The sequence below is a fragment of the Microvirga ossetica genome (assembly GCF_002741015.1).
In the GTDB taxonomy this organism is placed as follows: domain Bacteria; phylum Pseudomonadota; class Alphaproteobacteria; order Rhizobiales; family Beijerinckiaceae; genus Microvirga; species Microvirga ossetica.
In genome coordinates, this window is sequence record NZ_CP016618.1 from 516,053 (window position 1) to 538,846 (window position 22,794).

General features: G+C 61.9%; 17 protein-coding genes, 3 pseudogenes and 1 other annotated feature. Of the genes and pseudogenes, 16 read left to right on the forward strand and 4 right to left on the reverse strand.

Features of this window, described 5'->3' with window-relative positions:
* Window positions 1-101 precede the first annotated feature (101 nt).
* Together BB934_RS37005 and BB934_RS37010 are read left to right on the forward strand one after the other, a co-directional pair.
* Entirely contained in the window at window positions 102-6,002 is a 5,901-nt protein-coding gene (locus tag BB934_RS37005; protein WP_099514872.1) for an ATP-binding sensor histidine kinase, read from the forward strand.
* Window positions 6,003-6,061: 59 nt separating this feature from the next.
* Window positions 6,062-6,262 (forward strand): annotated as a pseudogene (locus tag BB934_RS37010) (helix-turn-helix domain-containing protein); the annotation flags it as partial.
* 1,390 nt (window positions 6,263-7,652) lie between these two features.
* Here the strand turns inward: BB934_RS37010 and BB934_RS37020 are convergent.
* A complete protein-coding gene (locus tag BB934_RS37020; protein ID WP_099514716.1) occupies window positions 7,653-8,000 on the reverse strand; it encodes a hypothetical protein in 348 nt (115 codons plus the stop codon).
* A gap of 198 nt (window positions 8,001-8,198) precedes the next feature.
* Entirely contained in the window at window positions 8,199-8,615 is a 417-nt protein-coding gene (locus BB934_RS37025) for a hypothetical protein (RefSeq protein WP_099514717.1), read from the reverse strand.
* 434 nt (window positions 8,616-9,049) lie between these two features.
* Here BB934_RS37025 and BB934_RS37030 point away from each other — a divergent pair.
* From BB934_RS37030 to BB934_RS37040, 4 genes and pseudogenes are all read left to right on the forward strand, one after another.
* Window positions 9,050-9,352, forward strand: a pseudogene (locus BB934_RS37030) (transposase); the annotation flags it as partial.
* A 150-nt stretch (window positions 9,353-9,502) separates the two neighbouring features.
* Complete coding sequence (locus BB934_RS50320) at window positions 9,503-9,634, forward strand: hypothetical protein (protein ID WP_257792382.1); 132 nt, start codon at window positions 9,503-9,505, stop codon at window positions 9,632-9,634.
* Between the two features lie 59 nt (window positions 9,635-9,693).
* Window positions 9,694-9,969: a hypothetical protein gene (locus tag BB934_RS37035; RefSeq protein WP_099514718.1), complete on the forward strand. Its 276-nt coding sequence runs from the start codon at window positions 9,694-9,696 to the stop codon at window positions 9,967-9,969.
* Window positions 9,970-10,343: 374 nt separating this feature from the next.
* Window positions 10,344-11,297, forward strand: a complete 954-nt coding sequence (locus tag BB934_RS37040; protein WP_099514719.1) for an IS5 family transposase — start codon at window positions 10,344-10,346, stop codon at window positions 11,295-11,297.
* An 80-nt stretch (window positions 11,298-11,377) separates the two neighbouring features.
* Here the strand turns inward: BB934_RS37040 and BB934_RS37045 are convergent, their stop codons facing one another.
* A complete protein-coding gene (locus BB934_RS37045) occupies window positions 11,378-12,274 on the reverse strand; it encodes a LysR family transcriptional regulator (protein ID WP_099514873.1) in 897 nt (298 codons plus the stop codon).
* Window positions 12,275-12,402: 128 nt separating this feature from the next.
* On the opposite strand from BB934_RS37045, the gene BB934_RS37050 reads away from it, so the two are divergent.
* From BB934_RS37050 to BB934_RS37080, 7 genes are all read left to right on the forward strand, one after another.
* A complete protein-coding gene (locus BB934_RS37050) occupies window positions 12,403-13,038 on the forward strand; it encodes an FMN-dependent NADH-azoreductase (protein WP_099514720.1) in 636 nt (211 codons plus the stop codon).
* Window positions 13,039-13,055: 17 nt separating this feature from the next.
* On the forward strand, window positions 13,056-13,844 hold the full coding sequence (locus BB934_RS37055) for a pirin family protein (protein ID WP_099514721.1): 789 nt from the start codon (window positions 13,056-13,058) through the stop codon (window positions 13,842-13,844).
* An 837-nt stretch (window positions 13,845-14,681) separates the two neighbouring features.
* On the forward strand, window positions 14,682-14,900 hold the full coding sequence (locus BB934_RS37060; protein ID WP_099514722.1) for a hypothetical protein: 219 nt from the start codon (window positions 14,682-14,684) through the stop codon (window positions 14,898-14,900).
* Between the two features lie 18 nt (window positions 14,901-14,918).
* Entirely contained in the window at window positions 14,919-16,091 is a 1,173-nt protein-coding gene (locus tag BB934_RS37065; protein ID WP_099514723.1) for a patatin-like phospholipase family protein, read from the forward strand.
* 141 nt (window positions 16,092-16,232) lie between these two features.
* The gene (locus BB934_RS37070) at window positions 16,233-17,018 is read left to right on the forward strand and encodes an acetoacetate decarboxylase (RefSeq protein ID WP_099514724.1); all 786 of its coding nucleotides are present in this window, start codon (window positions 16,233-16,235) and stop codon (window positions 17,016-17,018) included.
* Window positions 17,019-17,158: 140 nt separating this feature from the next.
* Window positions 17,159-17,569 carry a response regulator gene (locus BB934_RS37075; protein WP_099514725.1) on the forward strand — a complete coding sequence of 137 codons (411 nt, stop codon included), beginning with the start codon at window positions 17,159-17,161 and terminating at the stop codon, window positions 17,567-17,569.
* A 379-nt stretch (window positions 17,570-17,948) separates the two neighbouring features.
* Window positions 17,949-18,734, forward strand: coding sequence for a 3-hydroxybutyrate dehydrogenase (locus BB934_RS37080; RefSeq protein ID WP_099514726.1), 786 nt, complete (start codon window positions 17,949-17,951; stop codon window positions 18,732-18,734).
* A gap of 119 nt (window positions 18,735-18,853) precedes the next feature.
* Here BB934_RS37080 and BB934_RS37085 read toward each other — a convergent pair.
* Window positions 18,854-19,821, reverse strand: a pseudogene (locus tag BB934_RS37085) (IS5 family transposase).
* A gap of 296 nt (window positions 19,822-20,117) precedes the next feature.
* Here BB934_RS37085 and BB934_RS37090 point away from each other — a divergent pair.
* From BB934_RS37090 to BB934_RS37100, 3 genes are all read left to right on the forward strand, one after another.
* Complete coding sequence (locus tag BB934_RS37090) at window positions 20,118-20,801, forward strand: IS110 family transposase (RefSeq protein ID WP_099514727.1); 684 nt, start codon at window positions 20,118-20,120, stop codon at window positions 20,799-20,801.
* Window positions 20,802-20,813: 12 nt separating this feature from the next.
* Window positions 20,814-22,039 (forward strand): IS3 family transposase gene (locus BB934_RS37095; RefSeq protein ID WP_099513427.1). Its coding sequence is split into 2 segments (ribosomal slippage): window positions 20,814-21,102 and window positions 21,102-22,039, totalling 1,227 coding nucleotides; the frame shifts between segments, so codons are not numbered across the junction.
* Window positions 21,095-21,211 (forward strand) — a sequence feature (AL1L pseudoknot). Its footprint overlaps the gene before it by 117 nt.
* 94 nt (window positions 22,040-22,133) lie before the next feature.
* Complete coding sequence (locus tag BB934_RS37100) at window positions 22,134-22,718, forward strand: IS110 family transposase (RefSeq protein ID WP_237050626.1); 585 nt, start codon at window positions 22,134-22,136, stop codon at window positions 22,716-22,718.
* Window positions 22,719-22,794 lie beyond the last annotated feature (76 nt).

Sequence of the window (22,794 nt, forward strand, 5' to 3'; positions counted from 1 at the left end):
TGGATGCATGGTAGCGCAGTCGTCCGACAGCGCCACCGGCTCGAGGCGGAGGCCAACCATTGAACTCGTCTTTTCGCTTCGACGCTGACAGCGACGGCAGCATCCGGGTTCTAGGCCAGGACGGCCAGCGCGTCCTTGGCCGCGGATGGCGCATGCGCCCCGACGGAACGCGCATCCCTGTTCTAGCCGTGTGGCCCGCCGCCGAGCCCCCGACGCCCGTCAGCCTCCATCGCCTGGAGCACGAATACGGCCTCAAGGACGAGCTGGACAGTGCATGGGCGGTACGACCGCTGGAGCTCGTGCGCGAAGGCGGTCGGACCGTGTTGGTGCTCGAGGACCCCGACGGCGAGCCGCTCGAGCGGCTACTTGATGCTCCCATGGAGGTGGGACGCTTCCTGCGCCTCGCGATCGGGATCGCCGCGGCTCTGGGCCAGGTCCACCGGCGCGGTCTCGTGCACAAGGATCTCAAGCCGGCCCATATCCTCGTGAACAGCACGACCGGAGAGGTCAAGCTCACGGGCTTCGGCATCGCCTCGCGCCTGCCGCGCGAACGCCAGGCCGCCGCTCCACCTGAGGAGATCGCCGGCACGCTGGCATACATGGCACCCGAACAGACCGGCCGCATGAACCGGTCGATCGACGCCCGCAGCGACCTCTATGCGCTCGGCGTCACCTTCTACCAGATACTCACCAGCACACTGCCCTTCGCCGCCGCCAACCCGCTGGAGTGGGTGCATTGCCACATCGCCCGCCAGCCCATGCCGCCCATCGAGCGGCGGAAGGGGATTCCGGCGGCGATCTCGGCCATCGTCATGAAGCTCCTCGCCAAGACGGCCGAGGAACGCTATCAGACCGCGGCAGGCGTCGAGAGCGACCTCCGGCGCTGTCTCGCAGCATGGGAGAGGGGGCGCCGCATTGAGGACTTCACGCTTGGCCAACACGACAGGCCCGACCGGCTGCTAATCTCGGAGAAGCTGTACGGACGCGAGCGCGAGATCGCGACCCTGGTCGCCGCCTTCGACCGAGTCGTCAAGAGTGGGGTGCCGGAGCTGGTGCTAGTGTCTGGGTACTCGGGCATCGGCAAGTCCTCGGTCGTCCATGAGCTGCACAAGGTGCTCGTTCCGAAGCGCGGCCTGTTCGCGTCCAGCAAGTTCGACCAGTACAAGCGCGACATCCCGTATGCGACGCTGGCGCAGGCCATTCAGGTGCTGATCCGCGGTCTTCTCACCAAGAGCGAGGTCGAGCTGGCCGGCTGGCGTGGCGCTCTTCTGGATGCGTTAGGTCCGAATGGCCAGCTCATGATCGATGTTGTTCCTGAGTTGCGCCTCATCATCGGCGAGCCACTGCCGGTTCCGGAGCTTGATCCGCAGCAAGCACAACGCCGGTTCCAGCTGGTGTTCCGACGGTTCATCGGCGTGTTTGCCCGGCCGGAATATCCGCTGGCGCTGTTCCTCGACGACCTGCAATGGCTCGATGCGGCCACGCTCGACCTGTTCGAGGATCTGTTGACCCAGCCGGATGTCCGGCATTTGCTGCTAATTGGCGCCTATCGGGACAACGAGGTCACGCCAGCGCACCCGCTGATGCGGCGGCTGTCGGCAATCCGTGCGGCGAATACGTCGGTGCAGGAGATCGTACTGGCGCCGCTCAGGCAGGCGGATGTTGGCCGGTTGATTGGCGATTCGCTGCGGTGTGAGCCGGATCGCGCCGCGGCTCTGGCTCGGCTGGTGCACAAGAAGACCGCCGGCAATCCCTTCTTCACCATCCAGTTCCTCATCGCCGTCACCGAGGAGGGGCTGCTCGCCATCGATCATAGGCAGGGGCGCTGGTCATGGGACAACGAGCACATTCGTGCCAAGGGATACACCGATAACGTGGTGGATCTCATGGTCGCCAAGATAACCCGCCTGCCTGTCAAGACCCAGATGGCTTTGCAGCAACTGGCGTGTCTCGGAGAGACCGCGAGCGTCAGGACGCTGTCTCTGGTCTCCGGTATGACAGAGGAGCAGGTTCACGCGGCCTTGGGAGAGGCCGTCCGGACCGAGTTGGTGGAGCGGTCGGTGGGCCTGTACAGATTCATCCACGATCGTGTCCAGGAAGCTGCCTACTCATTGATCCCGGCAGCATTGCGCGCCGACACACATCTCCGCATCGGGCGACTGCTGGCAGCTCAGACGCCTCCAGAGAAGCGAGAGGAAGCGATCTTCGAGATCGTCAGCCAGCTCAACCACGGCGCGGCTCTGATCACGGACCAAGACGAGCGCGAACAGCTCGCCGAGCTCAACCTAATCGCCGGCAAGCGCGCCAAGGCGTCCACCGCCTACGCCGCGGCACTGAACTATCTCACTGGCGGCGCGGCACTCCTGCCGAAAGACTCTTGGGAACGGCGGCACGCGCTGACCTTCCAGCTGGAGTTGAACTGCGCCGAATGCCAGTTTCTAACCGGCGAGTTGGCAGCCGCAGACGAGCGGTTGACTGCGCTGGCTGACCGTGGAGCGAATACAGTTGAACGAGCAAACGTCGCGTGCCTGCACATCGATCTGTACACGACTCTCGGTCAGAGCGAGCGTGCCGTCGCTGTCGGTCTCGGCTATCTCCGGCATCTCGGCATCAACTGGTCGCCGCATCCGACCGAAGAGGAAGCACGGCGCGAATACGAGCGGATTTGGGCGCAGCTCGGTGGCCGCACAATCGATGACCTCGTTGAGCTGCCCTTCATGAACGACCCGTCAGCCCGTACAACACTTGACGTTCTCGTCAAGCTTTCCCTTTCGGTTCTATCGACCGATACGAGACTGCATTCGCTCGCCATCTGTAGGGCCGTGAATCTCAGCATCGAGCACGGCAACTGCGACGCTTCATGCGCCGCGTATGCCTATCTGGGTATGGTCGCCGGACCTCGTTTCGGCGACTACAACGCTGGCTTTCGCTTCGGACGGCTCGGCTATGAGCTGGTCGAACGGCACGGGCTGCGGCGCTTCCAGGCGAGGACCTATCTCTGTTTCATCAATCACGTCCTGCCATGGACAAGACATGTTCGAAGTGGCCGCAACCTCCTTCGTCGGGCTTTCGAGGCTGCAAACGAAATTGGCGACCTCACTTTCGCGGCGACCAGCTTCAGCATAACGATCACGAACCTCCTTGCGGCCGGTGATTCCCTGATCGAGGCCCAACGAGAAGCGGAAACCGGCCTCGACTTTGCCCGGAATTCCCGATTTGGTCTGATCATCGATCTCATCATCGCGCAACTCAGCTTCATCCGGACGCTGCGCGGTCTGACGCCGACCTTCGGCTGCTTCGATGATAAGCAATTCAATGAGCTCCAGTTCGAACAGCACTTGGCATGCAATCCAACCTTGGCGCTGGCTGCCTGCCGATATTGGATCCGAAAGCTGCAGGCGCGCTTCCTGGCCGGCGATTGCCAGTCGGCCATCCAAGCCTGCTCGAAGGCTGAAGAGTTGCTTTGGGTCGCGGCAACGCTTTTCGATGAGGCGGAGTATCATTTTTATGGGGCCCTTGCCCGGGCAGCGTATTACGATGCAGCTCCCGCTCAGGACCGGCCCTCCCTGCTTCTGGCTCTGCGTGCTCACCACAAGCAGCTCGCAGGATGGGCCGAACATTGCCCCGAGAATTTCGAGAACCGCGCCGCCTTAGTGGGGGCTGAGATCGCGCGCCTGGAGGGCCGCGACCTTGAGGCGATGCAGCTTTACGAGCAGGCTATCCAATCCGCCCGTGCGAACGGCTTTATCCAGAATGAGGCGCTTGCCTGCGAGCTGGCTGCGCGCTTCTACGCGGCGCGCGGCTTCGAGACCAATTCCCAGGCCCATCTGCGAAAGGCTCGGCACGAGTATCTCCGCTGGGGGGCGGATGGCAAGGTGCGGCAGCTTGGTGCGTTGTATCCGCACCTCGAGGAGGAAGACCGGTCGCCTGACCCGATGAGAACGATTGGGGCGCCCGTCGAACACCTTGATCTCGCAACCGTGATCACCGTATCGCAGACAGTGTCGGGCGAGATCGTCCTGGAAAAATTGATCGACACGCTTCTGCGCACCGCGATCGAGCATGCAGGTGCCGAGCGCGGGCTACTCATTCTTTTGCGAGCGGCCGAGCAGTACATCGCAGCGGAAGCCACGACCCGCGGCGACACGGTCGTCGTGCAGCTGCGCGATGAGCCCGTGACCGCGGCCTTGCTGCCGGAGGCGGTCCTTCACTATGTGTGGCGGACCCGGGAGAGCGTGGTCCTCGACGATGCCTCAGCCGAGAACCCGTTTGCCGAGGATCCCTACATCCAACAGCATCATGCCCGGTCTATTCTCTGCCTGCCGGTGCTCAACCAAGCCACACTCATCGGGGTGCTTTACCTTGAGAACAATCTGACTCCTCGCGTCTTCGCGCCGGCTCGGATCACGTTGCTGAAGCTGCTCGCCTCGCAAGCTGCCATCTCGCTGGAGAACACCCGGCTTTATCGCAACCTTGCGGAACGCGAAGCCAGGATTCGGCGCTTGGTCGAAGCCAACATCATCGGGATCTTCATCTGGGAACTAGAGGGCCGCATCATCGAGGCCAATGACGCCTTCCTCCGGATCGTGGGCCACGAGCGTAAGGAGCTCGTTGCGGGTCGTTTGCGCTGGACCGACCTGACGCCGCCGGAATACCAGCCCGCCGACCAGGGAGCGGCCGAAGAAATCAGGCAGACCGGAAGCTGCAGGCCCTATGAAAAGGAATTTCTCCGCAAGGACGGCAGCCGCGTGCCCGTGCTGCTCGGGGGCACGATCTTCGAGGAGAGCAGGACCCAGGGTGTCGCCTTCGTGCTCGAACTGACAGAGCGCAAGCAAGCCGAGGACGCTCTACGGCGCAGCGAGCATTATCTCACCGAGGCGCAGCGCCTGAGTCACACCGGCAGTTGGGCCTACAACCCGGCCACCGGCAAGGCGATTTACTGGTCCGAGGAGATGTTCCGGATCCATGGCTTGGATCCACAACGTGACCCTGCCCCCTACCTGAATGAGCTCCCTCGCTTCTGGCATCCGGACGATCGCGACCGAGTTCTCGAACGTGTCAGGACGACAATCCGCGAGAAGGCCGAGTATGCGATCGAGCAAAAGATTGTGCTGCCCGATGGAACGGTCAAATACCTGCACGCGATCGGACATCCGGTGTTCGATGACGCCGGAGCGCTCGTCGAATATTTCGGGACCGTGATGGATATCACCGAGCGCAAGCGCGCCGAAGAGGCGCTGCACGAGGCCCAGGCCGAACTCGCGCATGTCACGCGTGTGACGACGATGACCGCGCTGACCGCCTCGATCGCGCACGAGGTCAACCAGCCGCTGGGCGCCATCGTCACGAATGCCAACGCGGCCCTGCGCTGGCTCGCTCGCCAACCACCCGAGCTCGATGAGGCCCGCGAGACGCTGGAGCGCATCGCGCGCGATGGGCACCGGGCCGGCGAGGTGATCAGGCGTGTGCGCGCGCTCCTCAGGAAGACAACCAGCTTCAGGGAGCGAGTAGATCTGAACAATCTCGTTCAGGATACCATCGCTCTCGTCCAGGGGGAGGTGCGCCGTCAGCGGATCCTGCTGCGCACCGCGCTGGCACCCGACCTGCCGCCCGTGGTGGGCGACCGGGTGCAGGTGCAGCAGGTGCTGCTCAACCTAGTGCTGAACGGCATTGAGGCCATGAAGGAGGTGGCGGAGCGGCCGCGCGAGTTGGTCATCAGTTCTGGGCGAGAGGCTTCGAACGGCGTGCGGGTGGCTGTGCGGGATGCCGGCGTTGGGCTGGCCCCGCAGAATGTGGAGCGGGTGTTCGAGGCGTTTTACACCACTAAGCCTGACGGCATGGGCATTGGCCTGGCGATCTGCCGGTCGATCATTGAAGCGCACGGCGGACGACTTTGGGCCAGCGCGAATGAGCCTCACGGAGCCATGTTCCAGTTCACCCTGCCAGCAGAGCCGGACGAGATCGCTCCCGCCGAGCACGCCAGCTCACTGCCACTGATATAAGGTTGTAGGGCTAGATGTTCAGTCCCGCGGCGTGGTGGTACGATTAGGGCCTCCTTGGGGGACAGCTTCTCCACGGCAGCGCCACCACGACAGAGGCAGTTCGTCGCGCAGTCCAAGTTAGTCAGGAAAGCGTAAGAGCCCTGGCCCGGCGCTACGGCATCAGCCCCACCACCGTGCAGAAATGGCGCAAGCGCTCGAGCCTCAGCGATGCGCCCATGGGCCCGAAGCAGATCCATTCCACCGTGCTGACTGTGGAGGAGCCATTATCGTGGCCTTTCGCCGGCTGTTACTGGGCATTTTGGCGTGAGATTCTTGTTGGCGTTGAGCATTTAACCTGAGACTCCGGCTCACAAACGTTGTCTGGATTTGGAGTGTAGTGAGCCTGGCGGGGCAATAGTCAATCGGAGCGTTTGAGCACGCATCAATGCTAAGCAGTGCATCGCATTAGCCGGGATGGAGCAGGGCAGGGGAACGCCCGAAGCCGTCTGACATGGGCAGTTAACTTGAGATTCCACGCTCCCAGAATCTCACGCCAAAATGCCCACGACTTCTCAGAAATCCGGAGTCTCACGCCAAAGTGCCTAGCGACAGTGAGACTTGCCCGCTGGCGCAACGCTGCGTCGTACTCGGCCCAGTTCGTCACCCGGTGCCGCTGCTTGGGGGATGCGATGACGGCGAGCGGCATTGGCTTTGAATGGCGCAGTAGAAATCCTGGTCAGAAGCCGAATAGGCTCCTACGCTACCCAACTGCGGGTACCAACTCCCCCATCCATGCAACAAGACGGCGCGGCAGCGCAAAATTCGCCGGCACCCGCCGCTCACCGCCATCTGCATCCCTGTCCGACCGTGGGGTCCAGAGAACCACGCTGCCGATGCTCGTTCAGCCGATTGATTACTTCTCGGCACAAATCAGCCAAAAGTTTGCATAGACGCAGGGCAGCGTTTCGGGTTCATCCCGCGGGCGCAATTCCCGGCCCCTATGCGTCCGATGAGTCCCCGCGTATGCAGGACCCACTTGGGCGCGAGGCTTCTCATGGAGACAATGCTGAAGTCCGGTGAAAGTAGAGTTCGCATTGCTCACATTCACGGAGCACCACCATGGATACATCTTGGCCTCCTTTGCCACAGCCGATCCAAGGTGGATGAAAGAAGCAATAGCGAGCGTGCCAAGGACGAGCATCAAATTCCGCATTTGTTTCTCCTGGTGTGGTGCCTGAACGAGATGTCGTCGGGATCAACGCGGGCCGCGTCAGATCTGGCTGGGGGCGACCGAAAGCACCGTCACGGCTATGATCGATCCGAGAGAGCCGATGCTGGTGGTCAGGGCGTCTGTCATGGTCAGGACAGCGGCATCTCAGCTTGCACCCGAGACATTGAGCCTCCTTGCGAGGCCTTTCCATGCCTCAACAGCCTCTGGCCCTGTGCCGCATGCCCGATCAGAACACGGCCTTCCGATGGATTGAAATCGCTTCAGAGAAGCAGCGGCAGATAAAGTATGCCAACCACGACTGTCAGTGCGAGCACTGCCGTGGCGGAGGCAAAGAAGGATCCTTGATCTTTGTTGCGGTCCATGGCTTTATCCTGGCTCGAAGGACGATAGTTCGGCCGTATATCTAGGTCACTGGTCAGTGGAACGGCGGAATATTCCGGCTACCGGCTTCCTGCGGCGCTCACGATCATCTCGACAGCGGCAGCCAATTCGTCATCGTCAAACTCGTGGCATCCGATGCTGTCGATGGAAACCCGACTCGTCCCGTCGAAGACTTCGATCCAAAATGGCGGCAGGCCAAAAATGGCATCCTTTGGATACGTTTCACTCAGGTGGACTTCAAGTGGTCCGAGTCGCATCACGACGGATCGCGAGTTGTCTGTATCCACGGCCTGAAACACGAGCCGAACATAGGCCTGGAAGATGCACTGTTCGATCTCATCGGCACAGAGATCGGACAAGATGGGGTAGTCGACATATGCCTGCTTCGCAATCGCGTTGATGAACATTGTCAATACTTCCAGATGTGGGGCTTCAGACTAGCAGCACGGTTCAAGTGAGTTTCGAGTCGGTGTAGGGTATGATCGGCATGCCTTACCAGCCTCCGACCCTGTGCCGCATGACCGATCAGCACATGGCTTTCTGATGGATTGGAACCCGGATTGAAATCGTTTCAATCTCCGGCAGGTGGATCCTGCCGTGCCCCCTTATGCGGCAAGTCGCTCCTCGTCGCGTTCGGTGTGGCTCGATACCTCCGATGACTGGTTCTGGGCCATGATGCCCCGCATGGTGTCGAGCACGGCAGTCGGTGACGGATCTTTGAGAATGATATGCCCTTGGGCTGAGACCCTCGCTTGCGAGGCGGCAATCACGGCACCCCGATTGGGATGACTATCGTGATATTCATCGGCCAGAATCCAGCCATCGATTAGGCCCGGCAGAGTTGCACGGCTGAAGAGCCAGTCAATGGGGCGGTCCCAATCCCTCAGGAAGTGGAAGGCCTGCGCGCCGGATCCTGTCGCAACGACATCAAGATTCCTGGCCCGTAGTTCCAGTGCGAGTCGCTTCAGAAACAGCGGGTTGGTATCGACGAGGAGGATGCGTTTCTGCTCAGTTTTATTCATAGCTGCCTCCCGATGCCAAATCAGATTTCTGGAACGCCCCGATGGAATTTCCGTACAACCTGTCAGTAACCGAAAATTACCATTTCCCGTTGCCGGATCTCCATTACACTTGCAGACGTGCCGATAGTCGGGGGGTTCAGGAGACCTATACTTTGGGTTGGAGTCGTTCGTACTATACAGTGCCCAATGTGGCCTTCGCTCGGATTCTTGTTGATTGATGGCGGTCCACGCCACTTGGATGGCCGCCATGGGACCAACCAGTATCGTCGCCCGCCCCGTCAGTTTCCCGCGAGTGCCCTTGGCACAGCGGCGACCCGCAATCGCCGCGCGTCCGTTCAAGCTCAGGTCAAAGTCGCCTTATTAGGCCGGGTTAGCGCTTGAACTCATGGCGCCTGGAAGCGTTTTGCTGGTCCCGTTGAAGGAGGAGCCATGCTACGGACACGCAATGGGCAATGCTGGAGCCACTGGTGGAGCAGTGCCGTCCGAAGGGCAAGACACCGCCGCAGGATCTCCGTCGTACGCTCGAGGCCATCCTCTGGCGTCATGAGAACGGCGCCAAGTGGCGCTCTATCCCCGCTGAGCTGGGTCCCTGATGGCGGGCGGCTCAGACCTTCATTCGCTGGGCTCGCCTGGAGGTCTGGGAGCGTCTGCTGAACTTGGTGCAGGAGCACGGATTCCAGCTCGGAATGACGTTCCTCGATGGCACCAGCGTGCGCGCTCATCAGAAGGCGGCCGGGTGCTTATGCCGACATCATGCCTGCCAAAATGCTGAAGCGATATACGTTTGTATATATTGCAGCACCATCGGTGCTACATCGTCCTGCCTCACGTAGAATGGATTGGCGCGCCACTTCCAGCAATAGTGGGATCAACAGCAGGAGGTTTCCATGACCCTCACTATCCTTGATCCGCGCTCCGGCCAGAAAGTGACCCTCTGGTTCGAGGACATCCCAGCGGTTCGGCAGCCTGCCCCCGCGATAGTCACTACCGATCCGCGGTTCGCCGCCAGGAAGCCGTGATGAAACGATATCGACCCGTTGACGCCTGGCTTTAAGGAATTGTGGCGGGATGACCAGGTATGTTCAAGATTGAAGGAAGTTCACTCGACCCCTCCGCGGGAACGTCGACCCACGCCGCCAATCAACACGAAGACCTAAAAAGTCTCTGTTTTGATACTTCTGCCCTGAAAAGGCGTATCACGAACCAGATTATACTGATTCAGGAGTTATCTTGGGAAGCGCAGGATACAACCAGTGCCAAGGAAGCCCTTCGCACTATGCAGGAAGCTCTTGAAGGCTGGTGTGCTCATCGCGACCTGATCCTCAAGCTCCACGCCTCAGGAAAGACGGGCTAGTTCATCAAGCAGATGTTTACCGTCCTAATGAGCCATACAACAGAACCCCGTTCGGCTCTACCCCGGGCGGGGTTCTGTTGCGAGGCTCTTGATGAAGCGAAGGAAGCAGGGGTGGAGAAACAGAGGTCGCTCAATTACAACATGACACTGTTGGTCAGAACAATTGGGCAAAGACGAATGGTACGCGCGTAGCCGTACGGTTGGAGCGTTGCTCGCGTGAGTTCGGGCAAGCCACCGTCAGGAATTCACCAGCGAGCCAACAAAAACGCCTCCACGCACCAAGGGTTCAAGCCCTAACAGGCCTTAGCCGTCTCCTGCCCTAAGAGGCGTGGCGGGTCTCCCCCGCATCAGCTAACGTCGTGCCGCTCTTGTCAATGTATCGGTCGCAGGTACATCACATTCCGAGGCAGCGACACCGGGTGGCAAACTGGGCGGAGTATGATGCGGGTCTGCGTCAGAGGGGCAGTCTGACGATCTGGTTTACCGAGCAAGCCATTGCGGCGTGGCAGGCCAAACCTCGTACGACACGCGGTGGTCAGTCCCACTATTCGTCGCGGGCAATCAAGACGGCGTTGACCCTGCGGGCGGTATTCCGGCTGGCGCTGCGCCAGACCGAAGGGCTAATCGGCTCGATCCTCCAACTCCTCGGTCTGGATCTTGCGGTGCCGGATCACTCGACCCTGAGCCGCCGCGCTGAAACCTTGGAGGTGCCACGGTCGCAGTCATACACCGGGCCCGTTCACCTGCTGGTGGACAGCACAGGCCTGCGGCTCTGTGGACCCGGTGAGTGGCTGGTTGAGAAGCACGGCACCCGCAGGCGCCGTTCCTGGCGCAAGCTGCACATCGGGGTCGATGCTGACACTGGACGGATCCACGCCGCAGACCTGACGACCAGCGATGTCGATGATGGCTCGCAAGTTAAACCCTTGCTCGACCAGATCACAGCTCCACTCGCCTCGTTTATCGGCGATGGAGCCTACGATCAAGCTGACATCTACGGCACCGTTGGCAAGCGCGATCCTGATGCCCAGATGATCATTCCACCACAATCAACGGCAGTGCTGAGCGAGGATGTAGAGACCACGCCGACCGAGCGGGATCGGCTTCTCCAAAGCATCGCCGAGCGTGGACGCATGGGTTGGCAGACCAGGTTAGGGTACACTCGCCGAGCCCTGGTGGAATCAGCTATCAGCCGCCTTAAACGAGTGATCGGGGGCAGCTTACGTGCGCGAACGGAACCCCGCCGCGCCACCGAGGTCGCCATCGCGGTTCATGCCCTCAACCACATGCTTGAGCTTGGACACCCGAAATCTGTCCCCATTGCTTAAATTCAGCCCATGGATGCTCTCAATGTGTGTATAATCCGATCCGTGCAACAAAGCGGCGCTGACCTCCAGGAGGCAGCGTGTCAAGGTTCCCTCATCTCGACCGCAAGAAAATCGATGAAACGGCGCACGGCGGGCAGGAGCCCGCGGCGGGACGGAAAGACCGCATGAATGATGCCCCTCGGCGGCGACCAGCCAGGCAGCAACACCTCCAGGTTCCCGCAAGCGAGGTCCCCCGCCAGGATGTAGTCCGGCAGTTGCGCAATGCCGACACCGTCCAGCACGGCTTGGCGCAAGGTCATCATCTCGTCGGTGGTCAGTCGGGGCTGATGGGGCACCGCTTTCACCGTTCCGTCCGGCCCGATCAGCCGCCATGCGTGCTCGCCGCCGACCAAGCTGAAGCCCAAGCTCTCGAAGCGCGGCAGGTCGGCTGGCGACTGGGGGCGGCCCAGCCGGTCGAGCAGTGCCGCGCTCCCGACCAGCAGCAGGGTACTTTCTCCCAGCACTTTCATAATCAGATCGGAACTCTCCAACGGCGGCATCCGGACCCGGAGCGCCACGTCGAAGCCCTCCTCGATCACGTCGACGCGCCTGTTCGTCACCTCGTAGTGGATCCGCACACGCGGATGCTCTGCGAGGAAGCGCGAAACCAGCGGTGCCACGGTGGTCAGGCTGAGCATCATCGGGCAACTCACCCGAATGAGTCCCTGCGGCTCGGCTTGGACGCGCTCGACCGCCTCCTGCGCCGCCTCGGCCTCGGCCACCATGGCAAGGCAGTGCCGATGGTAGTCCTGCCCGATCTCGGTCACGACGAAGCGGCGGGTCGAGCGCTGAAGCAGCCGCACGCCGAGCCGCTCCTCCAGCAGCGCCACGCGTCGGCTCAGGGTTGACTTGGGAATGCCGAGCACCCGGCCGGCGGGCGCGAAGCCCTTGTGCTCCACCACCTTGGCGAAGAAGTAGAGGTCGTTGAGATCCTGCATGGCCGCCCACCGTCGTTCCATTATTGGAACAGTGAGTGCCATGGATGCCTCCTAATGGCAACGTCGTTCGACAGCTATGTTCGGTGGGACAGCAAGGACGGCCCTTTGGACCAGTCCCGGAGGATCCCATGATCAAGACGCTTCTTCACATCGACTCCAGCGCCCTCGGCGACTTGTCCACCTCACGCAAGCTGACCGCCTCCATTGTGAGCGCCTGGCAGCAGGCCGACCCTCACCTTCTGGTCACCTATCGCGATCTGGCGGCCGCGCCCCCGGCCCACCTAACTGGGCGCGTGATGATGGCCATGCGCTCCCGCGACCTGACGGGCCTGAGCGACGAGGAGCGGGTGCAGATTGCGCTCTCGGACGAGCTGGTCGAGGAGTTCCTCGCCGCCGACGCGGTCGTGATCGGGGCGCCCATGTACAACTTCAGCCTGCCGACACCGCTCAAGGCCTGGATCGACCGCATCGCTCAGGCCGGCCGCACTTTCAAGTACACCGAATCCGGCCCGGTGGGGCTCGCCGGGGGCAAGCGCGTGGTGATCGCCTCCTCGCGGGGTGGGATGTACGCCGGCACGCCCCTGGAGGCCGCCCTCGACCATCAGGAGGCCTACCTGCGTGGTGTGCTCGGCTTCACAGGCATCACTGACCTGGCCATCATTCGCGCCGAGGGCACCAGCAAAGGGCCTGAGGCCGTGGAACAAGCGATGATCTCGGCGCATGAGCAGATCGACCGCCTGTTCGTTACTTCGCTAGCGGCCTGAGGTTCAGGAGGAAAGGCATGCTCTACAAGGCCGAAAGAACACCCGTGGTGATCGACCAGGGCAAGTTCGTCGTCCACGCTGCCATGCCGGGGCTCAACATCCCCGGCCATCCTGACCATGGTTATGGCCCACTCGCGCTGATTGCCGAGTCGTTCATGGCTCCCGACACTTGGATCACGATGCACGAGCACGTGCAGGACGAGATCATCTCCTATGTGCCCCATGGCGTCATGCGGCACGATGACCGCACGACGGGCAAGCTCATCACCGACCCGGACCACCTCATGGTCATGAATGCGGGCCGCAGCTTCTGGCACGAGGAGCGCACGCTCGCCGGGGACCCGCCGCTTCGGATGTTGCAGATCTTCGTGCGGCCGCACACGCTTGATCTGGAGCGTCGCATCCAGCATGGACCGCTGGCGACTCCCGAGCCCAACCGGTGGCGGCATCTCGTCGGTCCGGAAGGGGGCGCTGCTCCGTTCGTCGTGCGCAACGACATCGACCTCCACGACATCCGTTTGGAGGCAGGCGCATCGACGGCGCTTCCACATAGGCCAGGGTCGAGCCGATATTTCTTTGTTTATGCCGGCATGGTCGAGGCGGAAGGCACGCGGTTCAACCAAGGCGAGAGCGGATTGACAACCGACCCGGCCGAGTTGGTCCTTCGGGCCGTTGAACCTGCGCTCGTCGTGGCGTTCGTGATCAACCCCGAGGCCCGGATCACGCGGGGCGGCACGATTGGGGACGGCGCCGTTCGATTTCTGACCAAGACTGCGCAGCGTTCGGCAGCCGGGTTCACCTCCTAGCGAAGCAAGGCGGTCCGTCAGGATGGCCGCCATAGCTTTGCCTTACCCTGTCGTCCATTCTGCCTCATCGGAGGGGACCAGATCGCGAAGGTTTAGGTCAAACCAGGAAGTCGAGCGAACTAGGGGCCGGAACAAGAAGTGTTTCTGTTGACACGATTAGATAGAACGGACCGACAACAAGGCTTGCGAACTGACCACTCAACGTGAAGCACGATGATGCTCACGTCGATCGGATACCTGTTCGAAACTATTGCGTGAACCCGCTTTCTCGAACCTATCCGGACAACAACGCTCCTCACAGGCGACACTTTGAGAAGCAGTGCCCTTCTCTAGCAATTGTTGAGTCATGCATATGGCGTAGAAGCCAAAGTCAAAGCTGTATTCAGCTATTGCGGCGGTCTCTTCTTCGGTTCCTGAGGCCACGTTCTTGCTACGTACTCCGTTACCGTGTGTTTGAGAGCAGCTCTTGCTCCGACCCCGGCAAGCCAGTTCCCGTCCGCGTTGCTTGAACCCTCTCATCGTGGCTCAGGTTGACTTCCCGAAACCTCCATGCACCAACGTCGAACGCATCTGCACGTCGGTCGAGTTCGTCATATCCACGCTTGATTCAGGCAGACGATTCTCAGGAAGTTGATCACGGCTGGATCGTCGGTGTTGCGGCAGAACACAACCTAGGTTCTGAGGCGCATCGTACTGCTGAAGCTGGGTCTGTAAATCACGTGCTCAACGCAATTCCTCGACGGTCGTGACGAAGTACAGGGACTGACGCAGGTCCATTGATATGTTTCCCCAATCGTGAATCCTAGTACAATATATTGGACCCAGGATAATTCGGCAATGTATGCACTGGTGGCAGTCCACATGGATGCGGAGACCAGAATGCTGCTGCAACCTAACCGCTTGATGCTGACCGGCATTCTGCCGATCGGCTATCACAGCAAGGCCATACCAAACGAAGAGCTTGAGGCCCGGTCGGTCCGCACGATCACTCACATTGTCAACCGGTTGCGGACTGCGCCGCGGGTCCGCGCGGTGGCGGCGGCCACAAGCCATTGAGGCGAAGGAACACCTGCCATGAACATTCAAGTCCAACCGCATCTAGCGGCCGCCAAACGACACCTCCCGTTCGAATGCGTCGCATTGGTGTTGCAGGGTGGCGGTGCGCTCGGGGCCTATCAGGCCGGCGTCTACGAAGCTCTCGCGGAGGCCGGGATCGATCCCGACTGGGTCGCCGGCGTCTCGATCGGCGCCATCAACTCTGCAATCATCGCGGGAAACGAGCCGACCGAGCGTGTCGCCAAGCTGCGCACATTCTGGCAGGAGATCTCTGCCAACCCGCTGCTCGACTGGTCCAGCGCCCTCCATACCATCACCCCCAAAGGTGACCTCGCGCGCGCCCTCTTCAACCAGGTGAGCGCGACCTGTGCCCTCGTCAGTGGGGCCGCGAGCTTTTTCACGCCCCGGCTGCCGGTTCCCTGGCTGCACCCGGACGGTGTCCCCGAGGCGACGAGCTTCTACGAGACCAAACACCTGAAAAGCACGTTGGAGCGCGTTGTCGACTTCGACCGGATCAATGCGGGCGCGATGCGCTTCAGCGTCGGGGCTGTGAATGTGCGCACCGGCAATTTCGTCTATTTCGATAACACCACGCACACAATCCGACCTGAGCATGTGATGGCGAGCGGATCGCTGCCGCCCGGCTTCCCAGCAGTGGAGATCGACGGCGAATACTATTGGGACGGCGGGCTCATCTCGAACACGCCGCTCGACTGGGTGGTCGATGCGGGCCGGCGGCAGGATACGCTCGCGTTCCAGGTCGACCTGTGGAATGCCCACGGCGAACTGCCCCGCAACTTGGCCGAGGTCGGGACGCGGCACAAGGAGATCCAGTATTCCAGCCGGACGCGCGCCAGCACCGACCAGTTCAAGCGCGTACAGCATCTGCGCAATGCGCTCGCAAGCCTCCTGTCGAATCTGCCGGACGATCTGCGAACCAGCGACGAGGCAAAGCTACTCAGCCCGGAGGCGGACCGCAAAGCGTACAACATCATCCAGCTGATTTACCGGTCGAAACACTACGAAGGCCACTCAAAGGACTACGAGTTTTCCCGGTTATCGATGGAGGAGCACTGGCGCGCCGGTTATCATGATGCGGTGCGCACGTTACGCCATCCCGAGGTGTTGCGGCGCCCCGACGATCAGGAGGGGGTTCGCACATTCGATCTCGTTAAGGACGGGCGGGAGTAGCGCGCAACGAAACTACCGGGCGCAGGGAACATCCTGCGCCGAAAGTGTCAAGCGCGGCTGATCTGCGCACCAACCTCTGTGGTCTGCGAGTCGGCCTGCCGCACTCGCGACCCGCTCAATCGAACACAGATGAGTTTAGCTATGCACGAAGACATTGTTCGGACCAGAGCATTCGCAATGCCCCTGACCAGCCCGGCCTACCCGATCGGACCCTATCGCTTTCGCAATCGGGAGTATCTGATCATCACCTACCGGACCGACCCAAAGAAGCTTCGGGTGCTCGTCCCGGAACCGCTCCAGATCGACGAGCCGCTGGTGAAGTTCGAGTTCATCCGCATGCCGGACTCGAACGGCTTCGGCGATTACACCGAGAGCGGACAGGTCATTCCCGTCTCGTTCCGCGGCCGCAAAGGTAGCTACACCCATTGCATGTTTCTCAACGACCATTCGCCCATTGCTGGGGGGCGTGAGCTGTGGGGTTTCCCCAAGAAGCTTGCCAATCCCACCCTGCGCACGGAGGTCGATGCCCTGGTCGGCACGCTCGACTACGGTCCGGTTCGCATCGCGACCGCTACAATGGGCTATAAGCACCAGGCTGCCGATTTCGCAAGCGTCATGACCTCGCTTCGCGAGCCCAACTTTCTGCTGAAGATCATTCCCCATGTCGATGGCACCACACGCATCTGCGAACTCGTTGAGTATTACCTGGAGGACGTCAACTTGAAAGAGGCCTGGACCGGTCCGGCATCCCTGAACCTGTGGTCGCATGCCTTGGCGCCGATCGCGGAGCTGCCGATCCTGGAGGTGGTCTCGGCGACCCACATCCTGGCCGATCTGACGCTCGGACTCGGCAAGGTCGCGCATGACTATCTGGCGCCATCCGAGCCGTCTCACTGGAAACAGAGACGCTACGAACCTGCGGAATGAAGTTTCCCCCAGTGCAGCCATCATCACCAGTGGCTCGCATACGATGCAGGACAGCAAGTATGCATCCCGGAACTGAGACGGAAAGCGAAAAAGGGTGCGCTGATGGGCGAAAGAGTCCTCGGCGTATTCCGGAGAGCACCATGAGCGCGGTTAAACCTCAACGGATCCTCATTGCCGACGACAACCCGATTATGCGGGAGACACTCGCGCAGTGGCTGAGCGCCCAAGCCCATGAAGTCATTACGGCGGATACGGGCGAGAGGGCCTTTCTGGCCTTGCGCGACTGGAGCCACCCCATCGGCTGGCTGTACACACGTGCCGTGCTGCCCGGCCTGGTCGACGGCTGGATTCTCGCTGACCAGTATCATGAGGTGCACGAGAACAGGGTCGTGATTTTGGCTGGCGCGGAGCAGCGAGTATCGTCACGCGGCGATCTTGTCTTGAAACAGCCGACCGCGGTTGCGGTATTCAACGCCATTCAACAGGCCCTTGTGGCCGCGAAGACGGCGACTTTCACAACGGACGCGGCCGAGGCTAGCCGGGCGGCCTGAGAAGCCGTGTCACTAGCGCCGGCAAGACCGAGATTGCATTTACATGATGGCTCACAAAGGTCGCCAACGATTCAGGAAGGTAGGACATGACGGGCAACGTAGTGTCTTTTGCCCTGGGTGCCGTTGCCCCGCTCGCATTGGTTGGGTGGGTGCTGTTCTTCCACTGACAATGCCCTGAAAGGGCTTGGTATGATGCCAAAGATGAAATGTCGTTCCGTCAACAGGACCCGCAAGACATGCGGGGGAGGGCATACGAGCAATGGTCGACAGTCGGTTCGTACAAGGTCCCACACTCGATGAGTTGAGGATTGTTGGGAAATTCCTACCCAAGGCGAGTGCTTCAGACTGAACGATTGGATACAGCAACAAGGAGGCTTTAATGACACTTCACTCCAAATCCGCCGTTGTGACCGGCTCGACCGGCGGGATCGGGTTGGCCATCGCCCGGGCTCTCGCCAAGGAAGGGGCCAATGTCGTCATCAACGGCTTCGGCGATGCGGACGACATCGAGAAGACGCGCGCCGGCATCGAGAGCGAGTACGGCGTCACGTCGATCTATTCACCGGCCGACATGTCGAAGCCGCACGATGTCGAGGAGATGATCCGCCTCGCTGAGCGGACATTCGGCGGCGTCGACATTCTCGTGAACAATGCGGGCATCCAGTTCGTCTCGCCGGTGGAGAATTTCCCGGTCGAGAAATGGGACCAGATCATCGCCATCAACCTCTCGTCCGCCTTCCATGCCATCCGCGCCGCGGTGCCGGGCATGAAGGCGCGCGGCTGGGGCCGCATCATCAACACGGCCTCGGCCCATTCGCTGGTGGCCTCGCCGTTCAAGTCGGCCTATGTGGCAGCCAAGCACGGCATCGCCGGCCTCACTAAGACGGTGGCGCTCGAAGCGGCCACCGACGGCATCACGGTGAACTGCATCAGCCCCGGCTATGTCTGGACGCCCCTCGTCGAAAAGCAGATCCCCGACACCATGAAGGCGCGCAACATGACCAAGGAACAGGTGATCAACGACGTGCTCCTAGAGGCGCAGCCGACCAAGCAGTTCGTCACCGTCGATCAGGTCGCGGCCCTCGCCGTGTTCCTGTGCTCCGACGCAGCGAGCCAGATCACCGGCACGAATCTGGCCATGGATGGCGGCTGGACGGCGCAATGACGGGTCGAGCCGGAAAACCGCATGGGGCATCCCGCGGCCTCGCCGGGCCGCGGGCGGATTCAAAGGGACTTTGGTGCACAATTCAGACGTGGGCTGCGTTCATTCCCTGGCGATGGAGCTCAGGTGATGCGCTGGTACACGGGCATGCCAAGTCGGGTCATGATGTCGACGACCTTGCAGCCAGCAGCGGCTTCGGTCTTCTGTGTTGCAGAGTCCGGGCGTGAAGGCGGCGACCAATCAGGGTCTTGTAGCGCATCATCGCCACCTCGCCCAAGGACCGCCGGCCGTAGTTGACGGCCTTCTGCCAGCCGAGCCGGCCCCGCTCCTGGATCATCCGGAGGTGGCGGTCACGCTGCGCGGGCGCCGTCTCGGCATTGTTGCTCAGCACTGCCATTGACTGCGGCGGGATGATCCCGGCAGTGGCAGGATCCCGTTCGGCAACGATGCGGTACACAGAATCACCACCGTACGCGCCATCGGCTGTGACCGAAGCGATCGGGCCTGAGATCTGATCGAGCGAAGGTCCGACCTGCGAGGCATCGCCGTCTTCTGTGCGGGTCAGTTCCGAGGCGACGATCTCATCAGTGTCGGGATCAACGGCGAGGTGTAACTTACGCCAGGTCCGGCGCCCCTTGTCTCCATGCTTCTGGCGCTGCCATTCGCCGGCCCCGAATACCTTCAGGCCGGTGGAATCGATTACCACGTTCACCGGACCGCTCATTGCGCGCACCGTCTTGGCAACGGTCAAGTCAATGCTGCGGCGCGAGAAGGTCGTGTGATCGGGAACTGGGACATCCGATCCGAGCAGACTCAGAATCGAGACCAGCATTCCTTCGGTCTGCCGCCACGGCCTTCCAAAGGCTAAGCGGAGCATCAAGCCGGTCTCGATCGCAATCGCGGAGTATTGCTGCGGTCGCCCCCGCCCGCCGCTGCGGGGTGGCGTCCAGGCCGCCAGCGCCGCGGGTGTCACCCACACCGTCAAGTCGCCGCGCCGGCGCAGCGCCGCATCATAGTCGCGCCAATTCTTTACACGGTAGCGAGCCTTTGGAATCCTGCGGCGGCGCTCTTGATTGACCTTGTAGGGCATGCAGCTCTCGGCTTCAGAGGAGCGCCTCTATACCTTCTGCCAACTACGCGCGACATCTCAGACCGCTTTATGCACCTGTACCAAGGCGGCGCACGGCCAGCTCCAATGTAAGCTGGCCGTGCGGGCCAACCTGCCGGGAGCAACCATTTATGCACTCGTGCCACGAGCACCAGCGTTGGACTTGTGCCCCGGTGGGTTGGCCACGGCGGATGCCCAGTAGGAAGTTGCGCCTGTGAGCGCCAGTACAGGGATCGGCAAGCGTCGTGGCGGCCCGTCTTCACCGGAGGGCAAGAAACATGACTGAGGAGAGATTAATCTGGTTTGCCGGAGTCGACTGGGGCTCGCAGAAGCATCAAGCCTGCCTGCTCGATGCTGCAGGCGTGGTTGTCGGCGAGCGGGAGTTCCCGCACGGAGGCTCGGGTCTGGCGCTCCTGTGTGATTGGCTCTTGGCTCTGGCGGGTGATGCCAGTGCTGTGGCCGTCGCCATCGAGGTGCCGCATGGGCCCGTCGTCGACACCCTGTTGGACCGCGGCTTTGCGGTTCACGCCATCAACCCCAAGCAACTTGATCGTCTGCGGGACCGCTTCAGTGTCGCCGGCGCAAAGGACGACCGCCGGGATGCCCGCATCGCTGCGGCCGGACTGCGCACCGATCCCTATCTCTACCGGCAGGTCGAGATGGGCGATCCAGTGGTGATCGAGCTGCGCGAGTGGTCACGCCTGGCCGAGGAGCTCCAGCAGGAGCGCGTGCGCCTGAGCACCCGGGTTCGCCAACAACTCTGGCGCTACTACCCGCAACTGCTCGCGGTGGCCGAGGATGTTGCGGCCGAGGGGGTCCTGGCCCTGTGGAATCTCGCGCCAACACCGGCCAAAGCAGCGCGCCTGCGCCAGACCACGATGGCGCGCCTCCTCAAGCAGCACCACATCCGCAAGGTCGATGCCGTGAACCGCTCCGGGATTCCCGGAGGCTCCAACTCCTGACAGGATGGAGCCATGACAAAGCGAACACCCCCTTATTCTCCAGAGGTCCGCGAGCGGGCGGTCCGGATGGTTTTCGATCACCGCAACGAGTACGCCTCGCAGTATGAGGCGATCCTGTCGATCGCAGCGAAGATCGGCTGCTCGCGCGAGACGCTGCGCCAGTGGGTGCGGCAGGCGGAGCGCGATCAAGGCCTTCGCCCTGGGCCGACGAGCGCGGAGCAGGAGAAGATCAAGGCACTCGAGCGTGAGGTGCGGGAACTGCGCCAGGCCAACGAGATCCTGCGCAAGGCCAGCGCGTATTTTGCCCAGGCGGAGCTCGACCGCCGCTTCAAGCCATGAAGGCGTTTATCGACGAGCATGGTGAGGTTTACGGGGTCGAGCCGATCTGCCGTGTTCTGCCGATCGCCCCGTCGACCTACTACGAACATGCCGCCTGCAAGGCCGATCCGGACCGCAGACCAGCCCGCGAGCGCCGGGATGCCGAACTCAGCCAGGAGATCCGCCGGGTCTTTGCGGAAAACTTCGGGGTCTATGGGGTGCGCAAGGTCTGGCGCCAGCTGCAGCGTGAAGGGATCGATGTTGCGCGCTGCACGGTCGCCCGGCTGATGCGGCAGATGGGCCTGAAGGGTGTGGTTCGCGGCAAGAGCATCAGGACGACCGTCAGCGACGCTGGCGCGCCGTGCCCGCGCGACCGGGTCAACCGGCAGTTCAACGCGCCGCGGCCGAACGCCTTGTGGGTCAGCGACTTCACGTTTGTCGCAACCTGGTCGGGCTTCGTCTATGTGGCCTTCGTGATCGATGCCTTCGCTCGCCGGATCGTGGGCTGGCGGGTGTCACGCTCGGCCCGGGCCGAGCTCGTGCTCGATGCCCTGGAGCAGGCTCTCCATGGCCGGCAGCCTTGGCGAACCAGCCTCATCCACCACAGCGATAGAGGGGTTCAATATGTGTCGATTAAATACACCGAACGCCTCGCCGAGGCGGGCATCGAGCCATCGGTCGGCAGTGTCGGCGACTCGTACGACAATGCCTTGGCGGAAACCGTCATCGGCCTGTTCAAGACCGAGGTGATCCATCGGCGTGGTCCGTGGCGCTCGTTTGAGGCGGTTGAGTTTGCCACTCTCGAATGGGTCGATTGGTACAACAATCGGCGCCTGCTCGAGTCCATCGGCAGCATTCCGCCCGCCGAAGCGGAAGCTGCCTACTATGCGAAGCTTGAGGTCATGCCAATGGCCGCGTAGAATCCAAGCCCACCGGCCTCCGGAAAACTCGGCGCGGTTCACCGCAACGGCACTTGGCATCCTGCGCCAGCCTGCCATCACGGTGGCGCCGGGTGTGACCGAGGCGGCTGTCCTTCACCTGCGTTCTCTCGTGGCTCGGTTGCGGGTGGCCAACCGCGAACTCCATCTCGCCGAGCACAAGCTCGATGAGCTCTGCATGGTCTTGAGCACGACAGGATCTGAGCCAGAGAGCATCCGGGTGAGCGATGGAGCCATCCTCAGGTCCCTGCCCGGGATTGGTCGGATCACGCTGGCCATTCTGCTCTCCGAGGCGCCTGGGCCGCTCAGCCGCCGCGATGATCCCGCGCTCAGGACCTTGTCCGGGGTCGCGCCCGTCACGAAGCGCAGCGGCAAATCCCATCTTGTTGTCATGCGCTATGCCGCTCATCAGCGACTGCGCAACGCCGTCTTCCACTGGGCGCGATCTGCCGTCCAGACTGATCCCAAGAGCGGCATTCGCTATGCCGCTTTGCGTCAGAGGGGCCACTCCTATGGACGGGCCCTGCGAGGGGTCGCCGACCGGCTGCTCGGGGTCGCCTGTACGCTCCTGAAGCATCAGACCATCTTCGATCCCAAACTCAGCATGCCGCCCGCCGGACCAGCCGGCGACACAGCGCCTCAATCCGTATCAGGCGCTTGACGAACGGTAGGAAGTCCAACGTCATCCTTGGTGGCACCCGGGGGCGTCGTGCCTAGGCCTGATCCCGGGATGAACG